General features: G+C 48.5%; 17 protein-coding genes. 6 read left to right on the forward strand and 11 right to left on the reverse strand.

Features of this window, described 5'->3' with window-relative positions:
- Both Q0502_RS10970 and dnaB read right to left on the reverse strand, forming a co-directional pair.
- Window positions 1-1,053: LysM peptidoglycan-binding domain-containing protein (locus tag Q0502_RS10970; protein WP_298650676.1), on the reverse strand; the 1,053-nt coding region annotated here is incomplete at its 3' end.
- A gap of 185 nt (window positions 1,054-1,238) precedes the next feature.
- The gene (gene dnaB / locus Q0502_RS10975; RefSeq protein WP_298650678.1) at window positions 1,239-2,771 is read right to left on the reverse strand and encodes a replicative DNA helicase; all 1,533 of its coding nucleotides are present in this window, start codon (window positions 2,769-2,771) and stop codon (window positions 1,239-1,241) included.
- Window positions 2,772-3,022: 251 nt separating this feature from the next.
- On the opposite strand from dnaB, the gene Q0502_RS10980 reads away from it, so the two are divergent.
- The 5 genes from Q0502_RS10980 (at window position 3,023) to mazG (ending at window position 9,048) form a co-directional block, all read left to right on the forward strand.
- Complete coding sequence (locus Q0502_RS10980; protein ID WP_298650679.1) at window positions 3,023-3,448, forward strand: transcriptional repressor; 426 nt, start codon at window positions 3,023-3,025, stop codon at window positions 3,446-3,448.
- A gap of 100 nt (window positions 3,449-3,548) precedes the next feature.
- Window positions 3,549-5,018 carry a catalase gene (locus Q0502_RS10985; RefSeq protein WP_298650703.1) on the forward strand — a complete coding sequence of 490 codons (1,470 nt, stop codon included), beginning with the start codon at window positions 3,549-3,551 and terminating at the stop codon, window positions 5,016-5,018.
- A gap of 160 nt (window positions 5,019-5,178) precedes the next feature.
- Window positions 5,179-5,877 (forward strand): DUF2461 domain-containing protein, encoded by a 699-nt coding sequence (locus Q0502_RS10990; RefSeq protein WP_298650681.1) that lies wholly within the window; start codon window positions 5,179-5,181, stop codon window positions 5,875-5,877.
- A 121-nt stretch (window positions 5,878-5,998) separates the two neighbouring features.
- The gene (locus tag Q0502_RS10995; RefSeq protein ID WP_298650683.1) at window positions 5,999-8,029 is read left to right on the forward strand and encodes a cytochrome c biogenesis protein CcdA; all 2,031 of its coding nucleotides are present in this window, start codon (window positions 5,999-6,001) and stop codon (window positions 8,027-8,029) included.
- 224 nt (window positions 8,030-8,253) lie between these two features.
- On the forward strand, window positions 8,254-9,048 hold the full coding sequence (mazG, locus tag Q0502_RS11000) for a nucleoside triphosphate pyrophosphohydrolase (protein ID WP_298650684.1): 795 nt from the start codon (window positions 8,254-8,256) through the stop codon (window positions 9,046-9,048).
- Between the two features lie 5 nt (window positions 9,049-9,053).
- Here the strand turns inward: mazG and Q0502_RS11005 are convergent, their stop codons facing one another.
- From Q0502_RS11005 to Q0502_RS11045, 9 genes are all read right to left on the reverse strand, one after another.
- A complete protein-coding gene (locus Q0502_RS11005; RefSeq protein ID WP_298650686.1) occupies window positions 9,054-9,617 on the reverse strand; it encodes a DUF5698 domain-containing protein in 564 nt (187 codons plus the stop codon).
- 153 nt (window positions 9,618-9,770) lie between these two features.
- Window positions 9,771-10,802, reverse strand: a complete 1,032-nt coding sequence (locus Q0502_RS11010) for a beta-eliminating lyase-related protein (protein ID WP_298650688.1) — start codon at window positions 10,800-10,802, stop codon at window positions 9,771-9,773.
- 46 nt (window positions 10,803-10,848) lie between these two features.
- Complete coding sequence (metH, locus tag Q0502_RS11015; protein ID WP_298650690.1) at window positions 10,849-14,547, reverse strand: methionine synthase; 3,699 nt, start codon at window positions 14,545-14,547, stop codon at window positions 10,849-10,851.
- Window positions 14,548-14,590: 43 nt separating this feature from the next.
- A complete protein-coding gene (locus Q0502_RS11020; RefSeq protein ID WP_298650692.1) occupies window positions 14,591-15,535 on the reverse strand; it encodes a nucleoside recognition domain-containing protein in 945 nt (314 codons plus the stop codon).
- Window positions 15,535-15,987 (reverse strand): SsrA-binding protein, encoded by a 453-nt coding sequence (smpB, locus tag Q0502_RS11025; protein ID WP_298650705.1) that lies wholly within the window; start codon window positions 15,985-15,987, stop codon window positions 15,535-15,537. The genes Q0502_RS11020 and smpB overlap by 1 nt, the downstream gene beginning before the upstream one ends.
- Window positions 15,987-16,538 carry a YIP1 family protein gene (locus Q0502_RS11030; protein ID WP_298650693.1) on the reverse strand — a complete coding sequence of 184 codons (552 nt, stop codon included), beginning with the start codon at window positions 16,536-16,538 and terminating at the stop codon, window positions 15,987-15,989. The genes smpB and Q0502_RS11030 overlap by 1 nt, the downstream gene beginning before the upstream one ends.
- Window positions 16,539-16,687: 149 nt before the next feature.
- Window positions 16,688-17,410 (reverse strand): hypothetical protein, encoded by a 723-nt coding sequence (locus Q0502_RS11035; RefSeq protein ID WP_298650695.1) that lies wholly within the window; start codon window positions 17,408-17,410, stop codon window positions 16,688-16,690.
- A gap of 25 nt (window positions 17,411-17,435) precedes the next feature.
- A complete protein-coding gene (locus tag Q0502_RS11040; RefSeq protein WP_298650697.1) occupies window positions 17,436-18,770 on the reverse strand; it encodes an outer membrane beta-barrel protein in 1,335 nt (444 codons plus the stop codon).
- On the reverse strand, window positions 18,767-19,333 hold the full coding sequence (locus tag Q0502_RS11045; protein ID WP_298650699.1) for an RNA polymerase sigma factor: 567 nt from the start codon (window positions 19,331-19,333) through the stop codon (window positions 18,767-18,769). Before Q0502_RS11045 ends, Q0502_RS11040 begins: the two co-directional genes overlap by 4 nt.
- 254 nt (window positions 19,334-19,587) lie before the next feature.
- Between Q0502_RS11045 and sppA the strand changes: the two genes are divergently transcribed.
- On the forward strand, window positions 19,588-21,184 hold a 1,597-nt coding region (gene sppA, locus Q0502_RS11050; protein ID WP_298650701.1), incomplete at its 3' end, for a signal peptide peptidase SppA.

A 21,184-nucleotide genomic window follows, 5' to 3' on the forward strand; every position in this document is an offset into this window, starting at 1 on the left:
TATGTTGGCTCCCTCGTTTTTCATTTTTTCTACCGCCAACAGAAATCCCTCATAATACTCCTGAAGCCGCAGGTGCGACCCCCTGGTCTCATCAAGGAACGGCAGCAGCAATCCCACTTTTATCACATTGATCCTTTGCGACGGGAGGGGCTGGCTAAGCAACCGATTCGCTTCATTTGCATCCGATCTGGAATCTCCTTCCAAAAGACTCTTTTTCACCGGGATAATCAGTTCCATATTCATCTTCAACCCTCCCGCAAGTATAGGGTTCGCCCGCTCAATTTCCTGAACCTCGACATCATACCGTTTTGCGATACTATAGAGGGTTTCGCCTCTTTCTACTTTATGAATAATATTGGTGGTTTGCTCTTCATACGGCAAGATCACCTCATACGATTCGAAAAAGGGAATGCGAATGGTCTTCCCTATCCGGAAAGTCTCTACTGACAACCCGGGATTTGCTCTTACCACGTCTTCCGGTTTCAGGGAATAGGTTCTCGATACGGAATAGAGGGTCTCTTTAGGGAGTATGGTATGGTAACGGTAGTTTTCTTCCTTTTCTTCACTGATGACACGACGTTGCGGGATGGTAAGCACCTGACCTTCGGTAATCCCCTCTTTGGCTCCCGGATTAAGGCGGAACACCTCATCCACTGTCGTATGATACATTTTGGCAATACTGTAAACTGTTTCTCCAATCACCACGGTGTGTTGAAAAGCGGTATTCTGATCTGCCGGTGGTGACTGGGCGGACCGGGAAGAGCTTGAACGCGGCGAAACGGATTCTGTCCGTCCCTTATTCTCCCCGGTTACCGGGATCAGTAATTTCTGACCGCTCTGCAAACCTCTTTCCACTCCCGGATTATGACGCAGGATATCGGCCACCGAAACCGAGAATGTGCGGGAAATGGCATAAAGCCCCTCTCCGGATCGAACAGTATATTCATAATAGGTCTGTCCGTTCACATCTACAGTTCCATACCTCCCATCCTGCGCCAAAAGCGAAAGGACTGATATGCTTAAAAAAAGAACGAACGTAAGTATTTTACTCATAATAAGACCATTATATATATTTACTCCAATTTACATGAGCCGCTTATACAACTTTTAACGCACAAAAATAGAAATATTATTTGGATTTATGCTTTGTCGTTATCATATGTAACAAACAGTTTTACAGTAATTATAACAATTTAAACACAATTAGGTTTCGCAGGGAACTTATCTTCACCCCATTGTTAAAACGGCAACGGATCCTTTTCCTGGGATATAAAGCCGGATGAGGAGAGGGAGGAATCCGCCGAATCGGACGGTTTGGAATGCGCATTCATTCTGGAAGGGCGCTCCACATATTTCCTACCCACAGCATAATCGTCCAGATTCTGGAAACGGGCGTATTCATTATCAAAACGCATACTGGCAATACCGGTAGGCCCGTTACGATGCTTTGCCACAATGATCTCGGCAATGCCTACCAGCGAGTTACCCCGCTCATCTTCAGTGATCCTGTAATATTCGGGACGATGAATAAAACAAACAATATCGGCATCCTGCTCAATCGCACCCGATTCACGAAGGTCGGCCAGTTGCGGCCTTTTGCCTTCAACTCCCTGACGTGTTTCCACACCACGGTTCAACTGCGACAGGGCAATGATGGGGATATTCAGCTCTTTGGCCAATCCCTTCAACGAACGGGAGATCATACTCACCTCCTGCTCACGGCTGCCGAAGCTCATACCGCTGGCATTCATCAGCTGAAGGTAATCGATGATCAACACTCTCACCCCATGTTCGCGCACCAGCCGTCGTGCTTTGGTACGCAACTCAAATACCGACAGGCTGGGCGTGTCGTCAATATAGATAGGCGCATTATACAAAAATTTGTGGTTCTTGTCGAGCCGCTCCCACTCATCATCCGAAAGGCGGCCGCTCTTGATACTCTCCCCCTTTATCTGGCATACATTCACAATTAACCTGTTTACCAGCTGCACATTCGACATTTCTAGCGAGAAGACTCCCACAGGTTGTTCGTAATCGAGCGCCATATTTTTCGCCATCGACAACACAAAGGCGGTCTTCCCCATGGCAGGCCGTGCAGCAATAATAACAAGATCAGAATTCTGCCATCCCGAAGTCAGCTTATCCAACTCCTTGAAACCGGTGGGCAAGCCGCTCATTCCGTCTTTGCGGTTAGCCGCCAGCTGAATATTTTGCATTGCCTCCTTGATGACGGGGTTGATCTGGATCACATCTTTTTTCACATTCCGTTGTGAAATTTCAAACAGCCGACCTTCGGTCTCCTGCATAAGATCATCCACATCCACCGTCTCATCAAAAGCCTGCTGTGACACATCCGAAGAAAAAGAGATAAGCTCTCTCGCCATATATTTCTGCGCTATGATACGGGCATGATATTCGATGTGCGCGGCTGAGGCTACTTTTTCCGACAATTCGGCAATATAGACCGCTCCTCCGGCGGTATCCAATTCACCCCGCCGCTTCAGTTCCTCTACCACCGTAAGCACATCCACCGGCTTCTGTTGCATGGCAAGCCCCTGAATGGAATCATAGATCAACTGGTGAGAGGGATCGTAAAAACTCTCCGGCTTTAAGATTTCACTGACAACGGAATAGGCATCCTTTTCGAGCATCAGCGCACCCAGGACTGCTTCCTCCAGTTCCCTGGCCTGAGGGGGTAACTTGCCTATATCAGGCGCAGTAACCGTTTTTTCAACTACTTTTACCGCAGGTTTTCGTTTTTGTCTCTCCATCTCGATAGTTTTTGCTAAAAAGATTGTAAAGGTAGGGAGTAATTTGTTCCTGTGGGAATTTCGGACCTATTCTTTATGAAAAGGTTATAAACAAGGTGTTGAAAACTCACTCAACCGGCACTGTGACAAGAGGGTATGAGGGAGGCGAATCTGCCGGGTGATATCGCTGCAAAATTAACGGGATAACAGTGAACTTTTCAAAGGAGAATTTGTTCTAAAAGAGAATAGTTCCTATTTATATAGCAGAAACGATGGAAGCCCACGCAGATGCGATACGGGAAAAGCTTAAAAGCAAAGGATTGAAGATCACTCCGCAAAGAGTCAGTATATTGGAGTCTTTTCATGTAATAGGGGATCATCCTACGGCTGACCAGATCATTGACCTGGTACGCCAAAAAAATCCCAACATCGCTACCGGCACAGTATACAAAACGCTCGATACGTTCGTAAAGAACGGCGTGATCACAAAGTTCCGCACCGAAAGCGAGGCGGCGCGTTACGACTTTATCCTTACCCATCATCACCATCTGTTCAGTTCGGACGACGATCATATTGAGGATTATGAAAACAAAGACCTGGATCAATTGCTGGATGATTTCTTTATGAGGCACAACATCCCGAATTTTAAGATAAAAGCAATCAAACTACAAATAATTGGAAGATTTTCGCCAAGCTAAAAATTGAAAATGACTAATTGAAAGAATATTTTCCACGAATCGTAATTCTTAAAAAAATTAATTTATGAACGCAGAAGAACTGAAAAAACAAAAAGACAAGGTGGATCAACGGAAAATGACAACCGTTGGAGGAGCGCCGGTCGGCAACAATCAGGATTCAATGACGGCAGGGCCCCGGGGGCCGATGATGCTTCAGGATGTCTGGTTTCTGGAAAAACTGGCGCATTTCGACCGGGAAGTAATCCCCGAGAGGCGTATGCATGCAAAAGGATCCGGCGCATTCGGCACGTTTACCGTAACGCATGACATCACGAACTACACCAGGGCGAAGATCTTTTCAGAGATCGGCAAAAAAACGGAAATGTTTGTCCGCTTCTCCACCGTTGCGGGTGAACGCGGCGCAGCGGACGCCGAAAGAGATATCCGCGGTTTCGCGATAAAATTCTATACCGAAGAAGGCAACTGGGACCTGGTAGGCAACAATACTCCCGTGTTCTTTTTCCGCGATCCGCTGAAGTTTCCCGATCTGAATCATGCGGTAAAACGCGACCCGCACACCAACCTGCGCAGTCCCAACAACAACTGGGATTTCTGGTCGAATCTTCCCGAAGCGCTCCATCAGGTAACCATCACCATGAGCGACAGGGGTATTCCACGCAGCTATCGCCATATGCACGGTTTCGGAAGCCATACGTACAGCTTTATCAACGCCGGGAACGTGCGCCACTGGGTGAAATTTCATTTCGTGACGCAACAGGGAATTGAGAACTTGAGCGATGCCGAAGCTGAAATGTTGGTAGGAAAAGACCGGGAAAGTCATCAGCGGGATCTGTTCGAAGCGATCGGCAACGGTAATTTCCCGAAATGGAAAATGTATGTCCAGATCATGACCGAGGAACAGGCTGAAAACATGCCGTACAACCCGTTCGATCTCACCAAAGTATGGTATAAAGGGGAGTTCCCGCTTATCCCCGTAGGAGAGTTCGAACTAAACCGTAATCCCGATAACTATTTCCAGGATGTGGAACAGGCTGCTTTCAACCCGGCCAGCATAGTTCCGGGTATCAGCTTCTCTCCCGACAAGATGCTGCAGGGACGCCTCTTCTCTTACGGCGACGCACAACGCTACCGCCTGGGGGTGAATCACCATCAGATCCCGGTCAATCAACCGAAAGGTACCGGAGGAGCATATCACCCCTTCCACCGCGACGGACAAATGCGCGTGGACGGGAATCAGGGGGCTACCCTGCACTATGAGCCGAACAGCTACAACGTATGGCAGGAACAGCCCGAATATAATGAACCGGTACAAAAATCGGACGGCGACATCAAACGGTGGAATTTCCGTGAAGATGACGACAACTATTACGAACAGCCGGGAAAACTGTTCCGGCTGATGACGCCCGAAGCACAACAACGACTCTTTGAAAATACGGCACGGAACATGGGTTGCAGTGACGAGATCATAAAAATCCGGCATATAGGCAACTGTTACAAGGCCGATCCCGCCTACGGAAGAGGGGTGGCGGATGCGTTGGGTATACCTTACGAAAAAGCCGGTATTGAGTAAAAGTAACGTTTTCGATCTATTCTTAAAGACACCGAATCATAGAGGGTAAATCACAGGGTGATATACCCTCTTTTTTATACAGACAAATTCAATTCAACATTGGGTAAATGCACCTTAATGATTTATTTTGCTAATTTTACAAACAAAAAAGATTACGTTCATGAAAGAGATTCCATCCTTTACGGGATTTAAGCCCGAAACCGTACGGTTTTTACAGGAACTGAAAGAAAATAACTACAAGCAATGGTTCGACGAGCGCAAGACCGTTTACCAGGAGGTGCTGCTGGAACCATTTCGTGCGCTGGCAGTTATGCTTTCACCGATCATGTACAATGTCGATCCGATGTTCGACCTGAGACCGGCAAAAATGCTTTCACGTATTTACCGCGACGTCCGGTTCTCTTCCAACAAAGACCCGTACAAAACCAGCATGTGGCTGAATTTTCAGCGTATGACCACACATTGGGAGAATTTCCCGGGATATTTTGCCGAATTCAGCGCCGAGTATTTCATGTATGGGATGGGGCTTTTCATGCCCAAACGGAAAGTGATAGATCACCTGAGAGAGGAGATCGGCTACAGTCCCGGATCATTCAGGGAAATGACACAAACAGTATTGGATACGGGGTTCGAGGTGGCCGGAGAAACCTATAAACGTCCGCTGGCCAATGATCTTCCCGAATTCTACCAGCCGTGGATGCAACGTAAAAACGTATATGTGGTCAAAACCCTGCCGCTGACGGACGAACGGTTGTTTAGCGGGGCCATTGCGCTTCAATTGATAGAGGATTTCACACAAATCGCCGACCTCTACCATTTTATGGTGGAAATTGTACAGGAGGTTGAAATACAGCCATAGTAAACTCAAACCCTCAAATATATTTAACGCGACAAAACTCTTTATAACCGATATTAACTTAGTATATTAAGGGCGGTTTACTAACTTTGTCGATTTAAATACGAAAAAATCAATTAATCATATGAAACGGGTAGTAACCACTCTCTTTGGTTTTCTTTTTCTCTTCACGGCCTTTACCACCGCTCAGGATATAGTCACCTGGAATTTTTCCCTGGAAGATGCCGGCAACGGAGAGGTTAACATCATCGCCAAAGCCTCTGTCCAACAAGGATGGTATATGTACGACACAAAGATCCCGGATGGCGGCCCTACCCCCACCATGATCGAGTTCGAAAAAACAACGGGTGCGGAAGCAGTTGGGGAATTCCAATCGGTCGATAAAAAAGCGACTGTAAAATATGATGAGATCTTCGCCATGAAGATCGGCATCTTTACCAACTCCGTCACCTTTGCCCAACGATTGAGAGTAACCGACAAAGGAAACTTTTCGGTAGAAGGGAATGTGCGTGCACAGGCATGCAACGACCAGACATGTACACCACCGCTGCCGGTAGACTTCTCCTTCGGCACATCCGCTCTGCCTGCCACGGTAACAGTAGCCGGGGAGGCTTCCACAAAAGAGAATGCCTTATCCCTCACGCCGGCGGAAATACAAGTTCCCGGCGATACGGCCGAAGAAACGGTAACTCCCGACACCCCTGCCCCTATAAAAAATGTCGACAGTGAACTCCTCTGGTCGCCGATCATCGAAGAATTGAACGCGCTCGGGTCGGACGACCATGCCGATGCTTCCCTGTGGAGTATCTTCCTGAAAGGATTTTTGTGGGGATTTGCCGCACTCATCACCCCCTGTGTCTGGCCAATGATTCCCATTACGGTCAGTTTCTTCCTGAACCGGAACAAAAAGAGCCGTAAAAAGGCCATACAGGACGCCACGGTATACGGCCTCTCTATCATCGTCATCTATGTTACACTGGGACTGATCATCACCGCTATTTTCGGTGCTGCCGCACTGAACAATATCGCTACAAGCCCGGTATTCAATCTTATCTTCTTCGCCTTGCTCATCACCTTTGCCTTCTCTTTCATGGGAGCTTTCGAGATGGTGCTTCCGGCCTCCTGGACCAATAAGATGGACAGCAAGGTAGACACCACCACAGGGATCATCAGCCTGTTTTTCATGGCATTCACCCTGGCTCTAGTCTCCTTCTCCTGTACAGGCCCGATAATCGGATGGCTGCTGGTAGACGCCGCCACACAAGGCAATTTCCTGGCGCCGGCCATTGGCATGTTCGGATTTGCTTTCGCCCTGGCCATTCCGTTTACCCTCTTTGCCGTCTTCCCATCCTGGCTAAAAACATTGCCCAAATCGGGAAGCTGGCTCAACTCGGTGAAAGTGGTGCTCGGATTCATTGTACTGGCCGTATCCCTGAAATTTTTATCGGTAGCAGACCTCTCCGGCGGATGGGGTATTCTGAACCGCGACATATTCCTTGCCTTATGGATCGTGATATTCGCTCTGCTGGGATTCTACCTGTTGGGAAAGATCAAACTGCGCGGCGATAGCGACCTGCCCCATGTACCTCTTGCCAGGCTTTTCCTGGCGGTGCTGTCGTTTGCTTTTACCGTCTACCTAGTCCCGGGCATGTGGGGAGCACCGCTGAAACCGATCAGCTCTATTGTCCCGCCATTGTCCACACAGGATTTTAAACTGGCGGACAACCCGATAACCCAGGTTTTCAATGATTATGAAACCGGAATGGCATACGCTGCGCAGACAGGTAAGCCGGTGCTGCTGGAGTTCGGCGGTCATGGTTGTGTGAACTGTCATAAGATGGATGCCGCCGTACTGGCTGACGAACGTGTAAGAGAGTTGATTGAAGACGAGTTTGTATTTATCGTACTCATGGTAGACGAACGCACACGGCTGCCGGAGACAATTGAGGTCGACGAAAGCGGAAGAACATCCAGGCTGCGGACCGTAGGCGATAAATGGAGTTATCTGCAGCGGCATAAATTCGGCACTCAGTCACAACCTTTTTACGTGGTGCTTGATCATGAAGGTAAACCGCTTTCCCCCTCACATGCTTATGACGAGAGCGTGGAGAATTATGTGGAATTTCTGCAGACAGGACTAAAAAATCTCAAATAACAAACAACTATTTCGTTAAGTGGGAGCAGAGTAACTGACGACAAACCGAAACCAACAAAACAAACTTGTTTGGATGGTGGTGAGGTGCGAAGGAAGAAGACGAAGTCAAATTTATTGGGACTATGCCACAGCAAGAAATAGTAGAATAAATTCAAACAGTCTAATTTTAATGAACCAACAACATTACAGAGACGGTTCGAAACACCGTCTCTGCTTTTCGATATATGAACACAAAAGAACAGAAACTGGAGGCATTCGGGCGGTTGCTCGACATCATGGATGAGCTGCGTGAAAAATGTCCCTGGGACAGGATACAGACCAACGAGAGCCTTCGGGCGAACACCATCGAGGAGACCTATGAACTGGCGGAAGCCATCCTCAACAACGACAATACCGAAATCAAAAAAGAACTGGGCGACCTGCTGCTGCATGTGGTATTCTACGCTAAAATAGGGGAAGAGAAGCAGGCATTTGACATGGCCACCATCTGCAACTCCTTATGCGACAAATTAATTTTCCGCCATCCGCATGTTTTCGGCGATCAACAGGCCGACTCGGCCGGTATGGTAGAACAGTCGTGGGAGCAGATCAAGCTGAAAGAAAAAGGGAGGAAACAAACCGTACTGGAAGGTGTACCCTCCTCCTTACCCTCCATGGTGAAGGCTTACCGGATCCAGGACAAAGCGCGCAATGCCGGCTTCGACTGGAACCAACGCCATGATGTATGGGACAAGGTGAAGGAGGAGCTCGGGGAACTGGAAACTGAAATTGAAAAAATGGACAGTGACAAGATAGAAGCCGAGTTCGGTGACATGCTCTTCAGCATCATCAATGCAGCCCGGCTCTATAAGGTGAATCCCGATAATGCGCTGGAACGCACCAATCAAAAATTCATTTACCGCTTTCATTACATGGAGAAGAAGGTAAAGGAACAGGGACGATCATTGAAAGATATGACGCTGGAGGAGATGGAAGTGATCTGGCAAGAGGCGAAAATGATGCAGCCGGATAACCTGTAACAAGCCTATTTCCCTATTCTCCAACGCGACAGGATGGTCTTTCGTTTCGGAAAAATACCGTTCTTCTTGGTGCGTACATCCTCCACCACATAGAAAATATTGCTGTCGAACTGTGTGAGCATACCCGCCAATGTTTTCATCTCTTTCCTGTCGACGACGGTCTCTATGATATCCACCTCATTAGTTGAACCGATACCGTGTGTCATCGTGGCGCCGAAATTCACCTGATTGAGTATCTGCACCAGTTCTTTTCCGTTCTTCTGGGTATAAATGCGGCAGAGTAAGATACCGTAAGCGATCCGGTTCTCCAGAAGGATACCTACATAGTTCCCCGTTGCATAACCGGCGGCATACGACAAATAGGAGACTATGTCGTTGGCACGGGAAAGAATCTGTGAGATGATCACGATCCATATAAATACTTCAACAAAGCCGATGATAGGGGCAATATTTTTTGCTCCTTTGGAAACGAAAATAATTCGCAGGGTACCCAAAGTTACATCGATAATACGCCCAAAGAAAATGATAAAGGGTAACAGCCAGGGGTAAACGTCTAAGAAATCGAACATATTTTTTTATTTAGCAATTTAGAAGTTAGAAATTAGAAATTGATGATATGTGGATTTACTGATATGTACTAATGTGATGATTTTTTACTCTCCTGATCGGTGAATTTGCTATTCAAATATTTCAAATTTTTCGTTTTAGTTTTTAGCTAAAACTCAAGAACCGGAAACCAAAGACCTCAGATAACCGGTAAAATCCCGGATATCCTCATCAGTAGTATCCCACGAACACACGAGGCGCACCTCATTACGGGCTGCATCCCAATCATAAAAGAAGTAACGCTCACGCAGCTTATCTGTAATCTCCCGGGGGAGAATAAGAAAGAGGGCGTTCGATTGCACCGGTTGTGTAATCTCTGTTCCTTCGATCCCGCTTATCTCATCATACAGTTTTTGTGCGGCGCGGTTGGATCTTTTTGCATTCTCCAGCCAGATATTCTCATTCAGGTAGGGAATGAACTGCGCGGAAATAAACCGCATTTTAGAATACAACTGGGTGGTCTGCTTCCGGTAATACTTAATGTTTTCGGCCAGTTCCTTACGCAACGGAACGAGCACTTCACCGAACATCAGTCCGTTCTTCGTTCCTCCCAGTGTAAAAATATCCACACCACAGTCAACGGTCATCTCTTTCAGCGAAACATTCAGAAAGGCGCAGGCATTGCCTAGGCGGGTCCCATCCATAAAAAGAACCATATTATGGCTGTGTGCCAGATCGGCGAGCGCTTTTATCTCCTGCGGGGTATAAACGGTACCCAGTTCCGTGGTCTGCGAGATGGCGATCACTTTGGGCTGGGAATGGTGTTCAAAGCCAAAGCCATGAAGGTAAGGACGCACCACGGCAGGTGTGAGCTTACCGTCGGGTGTAGCGATTTCTTTCAGGGCTGCACCCGTCATCTTCACGGGGGCGCCGCACTCATCCACCGCGATATGGGCGGTAGCGGCACAGAGGATCGAATGAAAAGGTAACGTACAGGCCTGTAAGGCAACCACATTACCTCCTGTCCCGTTGAAGAGGAAAAAGGGCTCTGCCTCTTTATTTCCGAGGAGACTACGGACAGCCTCCTCCGCCTCGCGGGTCCATGGGTCATCGCCGTAAGCTATGGTATGGTCGTTGTTGGCATCCTTCAGTGCCTGCATGATTCGCGGATCTACGCCGGAATTGTTGTCGCTTCCGAAACTTCGCATGATATCTCTGAGTTATATGTACAAAGATACAAAACCTTTTTGTCAACTACGCCAAATTGGCCAGCAGGAACTTACGGATCCCGTCCGGTTTCACATTTTTACGCTGAGCATAGTCGGTCACCTGTTCTTCCGATATCTCCCCGATAGCAAAATACCTGGACTGCGGATGGGCGAAAAGCAGGCCGCTGACCGATGCATTGGGATACATGACACCGTTTTCGGTGAGCGAGATACCGATCTCCGGGGTGGCGAGCACATCATGTAACAGGAAATTCACCGTCTGATCCGGAATAGAAGGATATCCCACCGCGGGACGTATCCCTTCATACTTCACGGCAAACATCTCACCAATCGAGATATTCTCTTCCGCGGCATAACCCCAGTATTCACGGCGTATTTTGGCATGCAGCCATTCGGTGGCAGCCTCCGCCAGCCGGTCGAGCAACGACTTCATCAGCAGGGCCGCGTACTCGTCGCCCTCGGCCTCATAGCGACGCATTTGTTCGTCCGCCCCCACTCCGGCGGTGACGGCGAAAGCGCCTGCGTAATCCTTCTTCCCCGTCTGGCAGGGTGCAATAAAATCACTCAGGCAGAAGTACTCATTTTTATCGCTCTTTTTCTGCTGACGCAGAAAGGGGAAGGGCGTACCGTCGATGAAGATGGTATCGTTTTCACTGTATGCTTCATATATCCCGAAAACCGCTTTGATATATTCAACATTCTCTTCTGTAAACTTCTGTAGCATATCTGCCGCATCGTCATACAGTTTCTCTGCCTCCCGCCCTTTTTCACGGTCATCCTCCCGGTATCCTGCAAGCCATGCGGCACGGGCTTCTTTGCTGCGATCCGTTTTGGTGACCGTATGGAATTTTGCTGACATATTCCACGCATGGAAAAAGAACTTCCAGTCGATATAGGGAATGATCTCCTTCATCCCGATATGCTCCAGTTTCACACGCCCCAATAGTCGGGGAACGACTGCCTCATATCTGTTCCAGTCGATGCTGAAAGCGTTTTTCCTCGCTTCCGCCAGTGAAACCAGTTCCGTCACTTTCCGGGAGCTGTTCTCCCGCAGCAGCATGTACTCATCCTTTACTTTTTGGATATAGTCGCTCCTGTTCCCGGGGCTCATCAGGTTGGCCACCGCTGACGGGCTCTGTGAGGCGTCTTTTACATAGACTACGGGACCCAGGCTGTATTTCGGTTCGATCTTCAATGCCGTATGCAACTTCGATGTAGTGGCTCCGCCGATCAGCAACGGCAGGCTGAAGCCGGCTTTTTCCATCTCGGCGGCTACAATGGACATCTCCTCGAGCGACGGGGTGATCAATCCGCTTAACCCTACGATATCGGGCTGTTCCCTGACCACCGTCTCGATGATTTTCTCGGGGGGCACCATCACACCGAGGTCGATAATCTCATAATTATTGCAGGCCAATACAATAGAAACGATGTTCTTGCCGATATCATGCACATCGCCTTTTACTGTGGCGAGCAATATCTTTCCTGCTTTCCGCTGTGCATCACCGGCAGTTTTTTCGGCTTCGATAGTAGGTTGCAGGATAGCCACCGCCTTTTTCATGGTGCGCGCCGCCTTCACCACCTGCGGAAGGAACATCTTCCCTGCGCCGAAGAGGTCGCCCACCCGGTTCATCCCGTCCATCAGCGGCTTATCGATAATATCCACTGCACGCGGATAAGCTTGCAGCGCTTCGGCGAGATCCTCCTCCATGTAATCCCCGATACCTTTTACCAGCGCGTGGCTCAGCCGTTCTTCGAGAGGAAACGTACGCCACTCTTCGATTTTACCTTTTTCCGCCTCCGGCGTCTTTTCGTCTTTGATCTTCTCGGCATAGGCCATCATCCGCTCGGTAGCGTCGTCGCGCCTGTTCAGCACCGTATCCTCCGCCAGCTCTTTCACGTCGGAAGGAATATCTTCGTAGATCACCGATTGCGCCGGATTCACGATCCCCATATCCATCCCCGCACGAATAGCATGATAGAGAAAAACGGAGTGCATTACCTCCCGCACATACTCGTTACCGCGGAATGAGAATGAAAGGTTGCTCACCCCACCGCTCACTTTGGCGTGCGGCAGGTTCTCCTTGATCCATCGTATGGTTTTGATGAAATCCACCGCGTAATTCTTATGCTCATCGATACCTGTAGCGATGGCCAGCACGTTGGGGTCGAAAATAATATCTTTCGGATCAAAACCGTTATCGGTGAGCAGCCTGTAGGCACGACCGCAGATCGCGGTACGGCGTTCAAACGTATCAGCCTGTCCCGCTTCATCGAAAGCCATCACTACCACTGCCGCACCATAACTCTGCGCCAGTCGCGCGTGATGCAGGAATTCCGCCTCCCCGTTCTTCAATGAGATGGAGTTGACTATAGGTTTACCCTGCACGCATTTCAGACCCGCTTCCAATACCTCCCATTTCGAGGAGTCGATCATGATGGGCACACGCGACACATCCGGATCGGATGCCAGCAGGTTGAGGAAATTGGTCATCTCCTCCGCACCGTCAAGGAGCCCCTCATCCATATTGATATCGATCACCTGCGCCCCATCTTCCACTTGTTTACGGGCGATATCGAGCGCCTCTTCATATTTTTTTTGCTGGATCAGCCGCAGGAACTTCCTCGAGCCGGCCACATTGCACCGCTCCCCGATATTCAAAAAATTGATCTGGGGCGACACCTCCAGCATCTCCAACCCCGAGAGCCGTAAATATTCCGGCGGAACTGCCTTTTGATGGGGAATGCCGGTCTCCACCAGGCGTGCATACTCGGCGATATGCGCAGGCGTAGTGCCGCAACACCCGCCGATGATATTCACCAACCCTTCGTCCACAAACTCTTTGATCTGGGCCGCCATCTTTTCCGGCGTCTCGTCATATTCTCCCAACTGGTTGGGCAATCCGGCATTGGGATAAGTGCTGATATAGAAAGGCGCGATCCGTCCCAGTTCTTTTACATAAGGCTTCAGTTCGGCAGCCCCCAGCGAGCAGTTCAGGCCGATGGCCAGGGGTTCGGCATGGCTGACAGAGGCGACGAAAGCACCCAGCGTCTGCCCTGAAAGAGTTCGCCCAGCTCTGTCGGAAATGGTGACGGAGAGGACAACAGGGGTTTTTATACCGGTTTCTGCCGCTACCTCTTCCGCCGCGAAAATAGCAGCTTTCGCGTTGAGCGTATCGAAGATGGTCTCTATCAGGAGCAGGTCTACCCCCCCCTCTACCAGCGCATTGATCTGCTCTTTATACGCTGCCCTGAAATCGTCGAAGACCGCTGAGCGGAACATAGGGTTCTCCACCCGGGGGCTCATCGATGCCGTTTTGTTGGTGGGTCCGATGGAACCTGCCACAAACCGGGGTTTTCCAGGTGTTTTCAGCGTAAACTCATCGGCAGCTTCACGTGCCAGCCGGGCTGCCGCCAGGTTGATCTCGGCCGCCAGATGACTCATACGGTAATCCTGCATCGAGATCGACGTGGAATTGAATGTATTGGTCTCGATGATATCGGCGCCGGCAGTCAGGTATTCCCTGTGGATCTCCCCGATCACATCGGGACGGGTGAGCGAAAGCAGATCGTTGTTGCCTTTCAGCAACGTATCGGAATCTTTGAACCGCTCACCCCGAAAGTCAGCTTCGGTGAGCCGGTAGCGCTGTATCATTGTCCCCATCGCACCATCCAAGATCAGGATGCGAGCGGGCAGAATATCCTCTATTTTCACTTTGGTCATATTTTGTTTCAATTGGTTCAAAATGGATCGTTCGGATCCATTTTCAAATATTTTCCATTTTCAGCTTTGTGCCGCCGAACCTTAGTTTCAAAACAAATCGCCTCATCCATACCACTATCCACGCTATCAGGAACCTTACCCCTAATATCCACCAGACGGATACGCCGAGGGCCACGAAGAGCAGATTATCTTCCAATACGGAGTGAGACATGGCAAGGTGGTAGTTCAACAAATTGGCGTCGGTTCTGTTCACTTTTCCCTCCTTCATCTGATCCATCATCAGTGCGCCCCCGTATGCCAGCCCCACGATATAGCCGATAAGCCAGAGGAATCCGGTGCTTACAGGCAGGCCGAAAAAGCTGAGTACCGGCTCAATGCCTTTGCTCATTTTGGGTATTATCCTGTAAGCGTCGAGCAGATGATAGAGCAGGTTCAGAGAGAACACAATCACGGTGATGAGAAGGGTTACCTGGAATGAGCTTCTCAGCCAAAGCAGCAACAGGTCGCCCAATGAAGCCATCCCGGCTACGTCGGCCCGGACAAAAACAGGATTTCCCATATCCTGCGGCAGGACCAGGTTCAATCCCAGGCCTACCACAATGCTCATCCCGACCCGTAACGCAGTCACCGTCCAGAACGGTGTTCCCGTCTTTGCCTGAATAGCGCTTTCCACAGGGAGATTATGTGATATCTGGCACATCAGCGCCAGGATGGTAAGCTCCCTCAGGGTAATGGACATGGAAGTGATGATGGCCAGCGGCGCATAGAGTGGCAGAAAAATGCTGGTAATAAAAACAATAGCGGTACTGCCGGGCAATCCCATATAGACAAAAACGGGATCGAGCAGGCCGGCCATAAAAGTAAGTATGCCGTAGTAATCCAGCAATCTCACGATCAAGGATACCGGCAAAATGATCTTAAGCAGCCATAACGTGGTACGGCTCGATTTCCTGAACGCGGGAAAAAGTATATCTTGGCGAAACTGCATTATTTCTTAAACATCCGGTCCATTGAACGTTTATCCTCTTTCTCTCTCAATGACTGTCGCTTATCATACTGCTTCTTTCCTTTGGCCACCGCGATCACCACTTTGGCCAATCCTTTTTCATTGATGAACAGCCGGATAGGAATAATAGTAAAGCCGGTTTCTTTGGTAAGACGGGAAAGTTTGCGCAGTTCGTTTTTGCTGAGGAGCAGTTTACGGTCGCGCCGGGCGCTGTGATTATTGTAGGTACCGTAGAAATATTCGGCAATATGCATATTGCGTACCCACAATTCGCCCCGTTCGAAGAAACAATAGGTATCCACCAGGCTGGCCTTTCCCAGCCGGATCGACTTGATCTCCGTGCCGGTAAGCACAATACCTGCCGTAAAGGTCTCCACCAGTTCGTAATCGAAGGTGGCGCGCTTGTTCTTTATATTGATCGCTGCTTGCTTCATCATTTGATCAGATAGGAGAAAAGGGCGCGGACAAGGACCGGCGCCAGAATGATAATGGCAGATGCCACTGCGGTAAAGTCAGCGACTCTTGCCGACGGCACTTTCATAAAATAAAGGGTTCCGCTATTCACCAGATAAATGGTGTAAAGCGCCAATATCCAGAGAATAAAGAGTTCGGACACAAAGGGGGTGATGATAAACAAGGCGTAGAGCACCACCGAAGCATATCCCGTAAATTGCTGGAAACGGGGTAAGTCCTTATTTAACCCTAAGCGGGGGGCAGCCTCGTTCAGGATATAAGAGGCAATAAAATATCCTCCGTAGATTCCCACGACATTGACAATACTGCCCTTCAGCGCATTCTCCACATTCCCGTCCCGTACGAACCACAAACCACCCACGAAAGAGGTAAAGGCAATAATCCCGAAGATGGGATGGAGAAAACGGGAGAGAAACTCATGCTGCGTCCTCTTTTCCTTTTCGAGATCTTTCCACGCGCCGGGAGACGCAACGATGAGCTGTGCAATGGTGATAAAAATATCCCTCCACATTCCTTTTTGATTTTGAACTGCAAAGGTACGTATTTCTTGTTAATAACGAAAAAGGGCAGAAAGATTGAGGCTGTTTCAAAAACTATCTTCCATAGAGAAAACGAAGAACCTTTGAAACAGCCTCGATAAAATATTCCGGAACAGGGATCTTATTCCTTAATGATCGTCATTACATACGGCGGTGTTTTATAAAGCTCAAGGGTACCATCGGTTTTTTTACGATAGTAGCGGAAATATACCTGCAGGTTTTTTGAAGAGCCCGAAGAGGGGATGCTTGCCACATACTGATTATGGATCTGTTTAAGATCTACCGCTACCAGAATATCGCTTTGATCTTTTTCGACCGTTCCCACGGAATTCACCAGACGGACATCGATAATAATTTCATTTTCAGATCCTTCAGAAATATTATGATAAAATCTTAATTCTTTTTTATTGCCGTCCCCCTTTTCATAACCATATTCGCAGATCCAATGGTAACCGAAATAGGCACCGCCGTATAAAGCCTGTTGGAATGACGCTAACGGAAGTTCCGGTTCTTGATCGGGCGCATCAGCGGATATAAGGAGCGTTTGTTCGATAGGATCTGAAATGTCGCTTACTGTAGCGTTGTATATGCCATCCTCTGTAATTGTATTCTCACTCTCTTTCCAAGAGTAAGCAATAAATACAAAGCTTCCCGGATCTTGTGTTTTAATTTGTGTGGAAGTTATGGGTAATCCTTCTATTGTGCGGGCATAAATTACACCCAATTCCGTACTTGCGATATACGACAGGGGTGTTCCCGAATAGGAGGTCTCGTTATCTCCCAGACAAGATGTCATCAGAAAAGCTGTTCCGATAACACTCAAAAATAAAATTACTTTTTTCATCTCTACTTTCTATTTTATGTTAATATTAAAATTCATATCTCAATCCCACATTCAGATCCATCACGATCTTCCTGTCGGAGTAGATGGTTTTATATTCGTTTTTTGCATCAAAATAATAAGCTCCTCCGATTTTCCCATATACCCTCAGCTTGTCATAGAGGGGATAGGAAAGCCCCACGCCGGCATTGACCGAGATCTGGGGATTCCGCTGGGAGATCTTTTCAATCTCCTTCTCTTCCGATTCCTCTGATGCGTTGTTTAAATTCACTGTTTGTCCTTCCCTCACTTTCCGGAATTCACCATATACATCTTTCTCCACCATTCCCCCTACGGAAGCATACACATTCAGTCGTTCCAGAGAGAAGAGATTGTAGTTCACATTCAACGGGATACCCAGATAATGGAGCTTTTGTACCTCCTCTACCCTGAAGTTGTTATTAGTGTTCCTTGTCTTGGAGTTAAGATAGGAGTAAACGAGGCCGGTTTCAACGGAAAGGTCATCGAACAGGTATTTAGAGACCGTGATGCCGAACGACACCGGTTGGTCATGCTCCATTTCCGAAATATTGTCCGCCGTATTATTGGCCTGGACTTGCAATTTATTGGCCTCCGACATATACTTGTTATCGGGAACTGCCATAACGCTCCGCAGGGTCATAGGCGAATTCACCGTTTGCTGATAGCCGGTCAGCCCCCCTCTCCCATTGACGGCAAGCAGGAGATTTTTCTCGCCTCTTTCACCAGCTCGTCCGGCAAAAAGAATTTCCTCATCTCCTCCAACCATAATAGTCTCCTCCGCCCGCAACTCTTTCTCACTTTGTTCCGCATCCTTTTCCACAGATTTGGCCAATAGGCGAAGTGCGCCGGTATCCATCATCCTTCTTTTCGTACCCTCCATCTGTAATTTCTCACGCTTCATCCACGCCACCATCATTCTCGCGGGAGTAGAAGGGCGAACAACCGGTTCTTTTCCGGCTCTTGCTTTTCCGGAGGCACTTGCAGCCAACAACCGTTCGGCTCCTGCAGGCTGAACAACCGATTCGGGTACGGATTCCGGTGCTGTTGTCCTCTCTGTACCGGTATCCGGCGTACTGCCGGTGAAAGGTGTGGTCGTAGTCGATTCGGAAACCATCCTCTCCGTCTGTTCCATAGGATTCCGGATAAACAGTATGCTGCCGATAAGCAATACCAGCACGGCAGCTACCGATCCGGCATACCACCTTCGGCGGAGTGCCGTCCGGGCAGCAGCAGCTGCCTTCAGCGACCGTTCCACGCTCTGCCAGCCATCTGACGGGACAGGCGCCTCAAAACCGCTGAGTTTTGATTGAAATCCTTTTCTAATATCGTTATCTGACATCATTGTATCTGTCTTTGATTGTTATGCAGGATGGCTGAAATTTTCTTCCGTAGCATATTCTTTGCCCTGAAAAATTGCGAACGCGACGCTGCTTCATTAATACCCAGTACTTCGGCAATTTCCTTGTGCGACATCTCTTCGAAAATATACATATTGAATACTGTCCTGTATCCGGGCGGTAAATCCCTTATCATGCCGAATACCTCTTCCCTGGGAATATTTTCAATATCGAGTAAATTATCCGCCGGGGTTTCCGATTCATCGGCATTGATATAGCTGTATTCTTCCATAAACCGGTACTTCTGCTTCTCTTTCCTGTAATTCTCCAATGCCAGATTCACGAAAATCCGTCTAAGCCAACCTTCAAAAGAACCCTTGCCCGAAAACGAGCCAATCTGCGTGAAAGCACGGATGAATCCGTCATGCAACAAGTCGCGGGCTGTCTCTTCTTCCCCGCTGTAACGCAAACACACCGCCATCATTACAGGAGCATACCGCTCATATAATATCTTCTGGGCATTACGGTCCTGTTTCTTACATGCTATGACAAGTTGCGAATCATCCATTCTTAACCGCAGTTCATTTTATTAGATGAAAAACAAGAAAAAACGCTGCATGAAACCATAAGCTTTTATCTCTATTTACGCTTTTTTAAGAAATAAATAACCATGGTCATCATCAGGCAAAAATTTGCCTGCACCAAAATTACTATCAACAGAAAGAACCGGCAAATGAAATTAATTAAGAATATGTAAATTTAAATTGCGGTATAACTCTTTTTTCCCTATTTTTGTCTACTTAATCAATTAATAATTACTCTATGAAGGATTTTTTGAAAATCATGCTTGCGTCTGCTTTGGGTTTTATCATTGCGTACATTCTCTTTTCAATCATTGCAATGATCTTTATTTTCGGCGCGATGGGATCTTTTGTCGGATCCATGTCGACTACCGAAAAGTTCATTCTTCAGGATAATACGGTATTGAATCTCCGCCTGAACGGCCCCATCACCGAACGCACACCCGAAGAGGATCCGTTCACTTCCCTGATCGGTTCCGACCGTCCTTCACCTATAGGGTTGAATGATATTGTGAGCGCCATCAGGAAAGCAAAGAACAACGATAAAATAAAAGGAATATATCTGGATTCCCGTATGTTCTCGGCATCCATAGCCACATTGGCAGAGATCCGCCATGAACTGGAAAGTTTCAAAGAGAGCGGAAAATTCATCGTTTCCTATGCCGACACCTATACGCAGGGAGGCTATTACCTGGCTTCCGTGGCCGACAAAGTGGCCGTCAATCCGCAGGGGATGCTCGATCTCCACGGGCTGGCCTCCATACCGGTTTTTTATAAAGATGCCCTCGACAAGCTGGGGATCGAAATGCAGATATTCAAGGTAGGAACCTATAAGTCTGCAGTGGAACCGTTTACCCGGAACGAGATGAGTGAGGAAAACAGGGAACAGGTCTCTTCTTTCCTGAACGATGCCTGGAGCTTCCTCAGGGATGATCTTGCCGAAGCCCGCTCGCTCACGCCGGCCGATATCGATTCACTGGCCAATAGCCTGCCGTCCGTCCAATCGACCGACTTCCTGCTTTCGTCCAATCTGGTAGATACCCTCCTTTACGAAACGGAGATGAAGGATTACCTGAGGAACCTGCTCGACATCGATAAAGATGCAAAGATCCCGTCAGCGACAGTCTCCAATATGAAATCGGTCACCACAAAAACCGTGAGGAAAACCGACAATACTATCGCCATCTTATATGCCTACGGGAATATCGCTTCGGGTTCCGGCTCATCCAATATTCAGGATAAGTATATGGTGGACCAGATTGAGAAACTGAGAAAAGATAAAGAGATAAAAGCGGTGGTGTTCCGCATCAACTCGGGGGGTGGCAGCGCCTATGCTTCCGAACAGATATGGAAAGCCATCACCGACCTGAAAGCGGAAAAGCCGGTCGTGGTTTCCATGGGCGATCTGGCGGCTTCCGGCGGTTATTATATCGCCTGCAACGCCGATAAGATAGTGGCCCAACCCACCACTCTGACCGGGTCGATCGGTATTTTCGGTGCTATCCCCAGTTTTGAGGGGACTGCCAAAAAACTCGGCATTTCTACCGATGAGGTGAAAACCAACGAGTTTTCCGACTTCGGCAATATTACACGCCCCTTCAACGACAGGGAGAGCCAACTGCTCCAGACCATGATCGAGAGGGGGTACGACCTCTTCCTCACCCGCTGCGCGGAAGGACGCGACATGCCGAAAGACTCGATGGAGCTCTATGCCGAAGGCCGGGTATGGACAGGGAACCAGGCCAAAGAGATCGGACTGGTGGATGAACTGGGCGGAATCGAGAGAGCTATTGAAATTGCCGCCGACATGGCCAACTTAGGCAAGAGTTACGTAGTGT

Origin of the sequence: uncultured Proteiniphilum sp. (assembly GCF_937873925.1) — a bacterium.
Classification (GTDB): domain Bacteria; phylum Bacteroidota; class Bacteroidia; order Bacteroidales; family Dysgonomonadaceae; genus Proteiniphilum.

What these genes read in the sequence shown, in the direction of transcription:
- dnaB (WP_298650678.1), bottom strand. Translation starts at nt 2,771, where the DNA reads ATGGAGAGACAAAAACGAAAACCTGCGGTAAAAGTAGTTGAAAAAACG.
- Q0502_RS10980 (WP_298650679.1), top strand. Translation starts at nt 3,023, where the DNA reads ATGGAAGCCCACGCAGATGCGATACGGGAAAAGCTTAAAAGCAAAGGA.
- Q0502_RS10990 (WP_298650681.1), top strand. Translation starts at nt 5,179, where the DNA reads ATGAAAGAGATTCCATCCTTTACGGGATTTAAGCCCGAAACCGTACGG.
- Q0502_RS10995 (WP_298650683.1), top strand. Translation starts at nt 5,999, where the DNA reads ATGAAACGGGTAGTAACCACTCTCTTTGGTTTTCTTTTTCTCTTCACG.
- mazG (WP_298650684.1), top strand. Translation starts at nt 8,254, where the DNA reads ATGAACACAAAAGAACAGAAACTGGAGGCATTCGGGCGGTTGCTCGAC.
- Q0502_RS11005 (WP_298650686.1), bottom strand. Translation starts at nt 9,617, where the DNA reads ATGTTCGATTTCTTAGACGTTTACCCCTGGCTGTTACCCTTTATCATT.
- Q0502_RS11010 (WP_298650688.1), bottom strand. Translation starts at nt 10,802, where the DNA reads ATGCGAAGTTTCGGAAGCGACAACAATTCCGGCGTAGATCCGCGAATC.
- metH (WP_298650690.1), bottom strand. Translation starts at nt 14,547, where the DNA reads ATGACCAAAGTGAAAATAGAGGATATTCTGCCCGCTCGCATCCTGATC.
- Q0502_RS11020 (WP_298650692.1), bottom strand. Translation starts at nt 15,535, where the DNA reads ATGCAGTTTCGCCAAGATATACTTTTTCCCGCGTTCAGGAAATCGAGC.
- smpB (WP_298650705.1), bottom strand. Translation starts at nt 15,987, where the DNA reads ATGAAGCAAGCAGCGATCAATATAAAGAACAAGCGCGCCACCTTCGAT.
- Q0502_RS11030 (WP_298650693.1), bottom strand. Translation starts at nt 16,538, where the DNA reads ATGTGGAGGGATATTTTTATCACCATTGCACAGCTCATCGTTGCGTCT.
- Q0502_RS11035 (WP_298650695.1), bottom strand. Translation starts at nt 17,410, where the DNA reads ATGAAAAAAGTAATTTTATTTTTGAGTGTTATCGGAACAGCTTTTCTG.
- Q0502_RS11040 (WP_298650697.1), bottom strand. Translation starts at nt 18,770, where the DNA reads ATGATGTCAGATAACGATATTAGAAAAGGATTTCAATCAAAACTCAGC.
- Q0502_RS11045 (WP_298650699.1), bottom strand. Translation starts at nt 19,333, where the DNA reads ATGGATGATTCGCAACTTGTCATAGCATGTAAGAAACAGGACCGTAAT.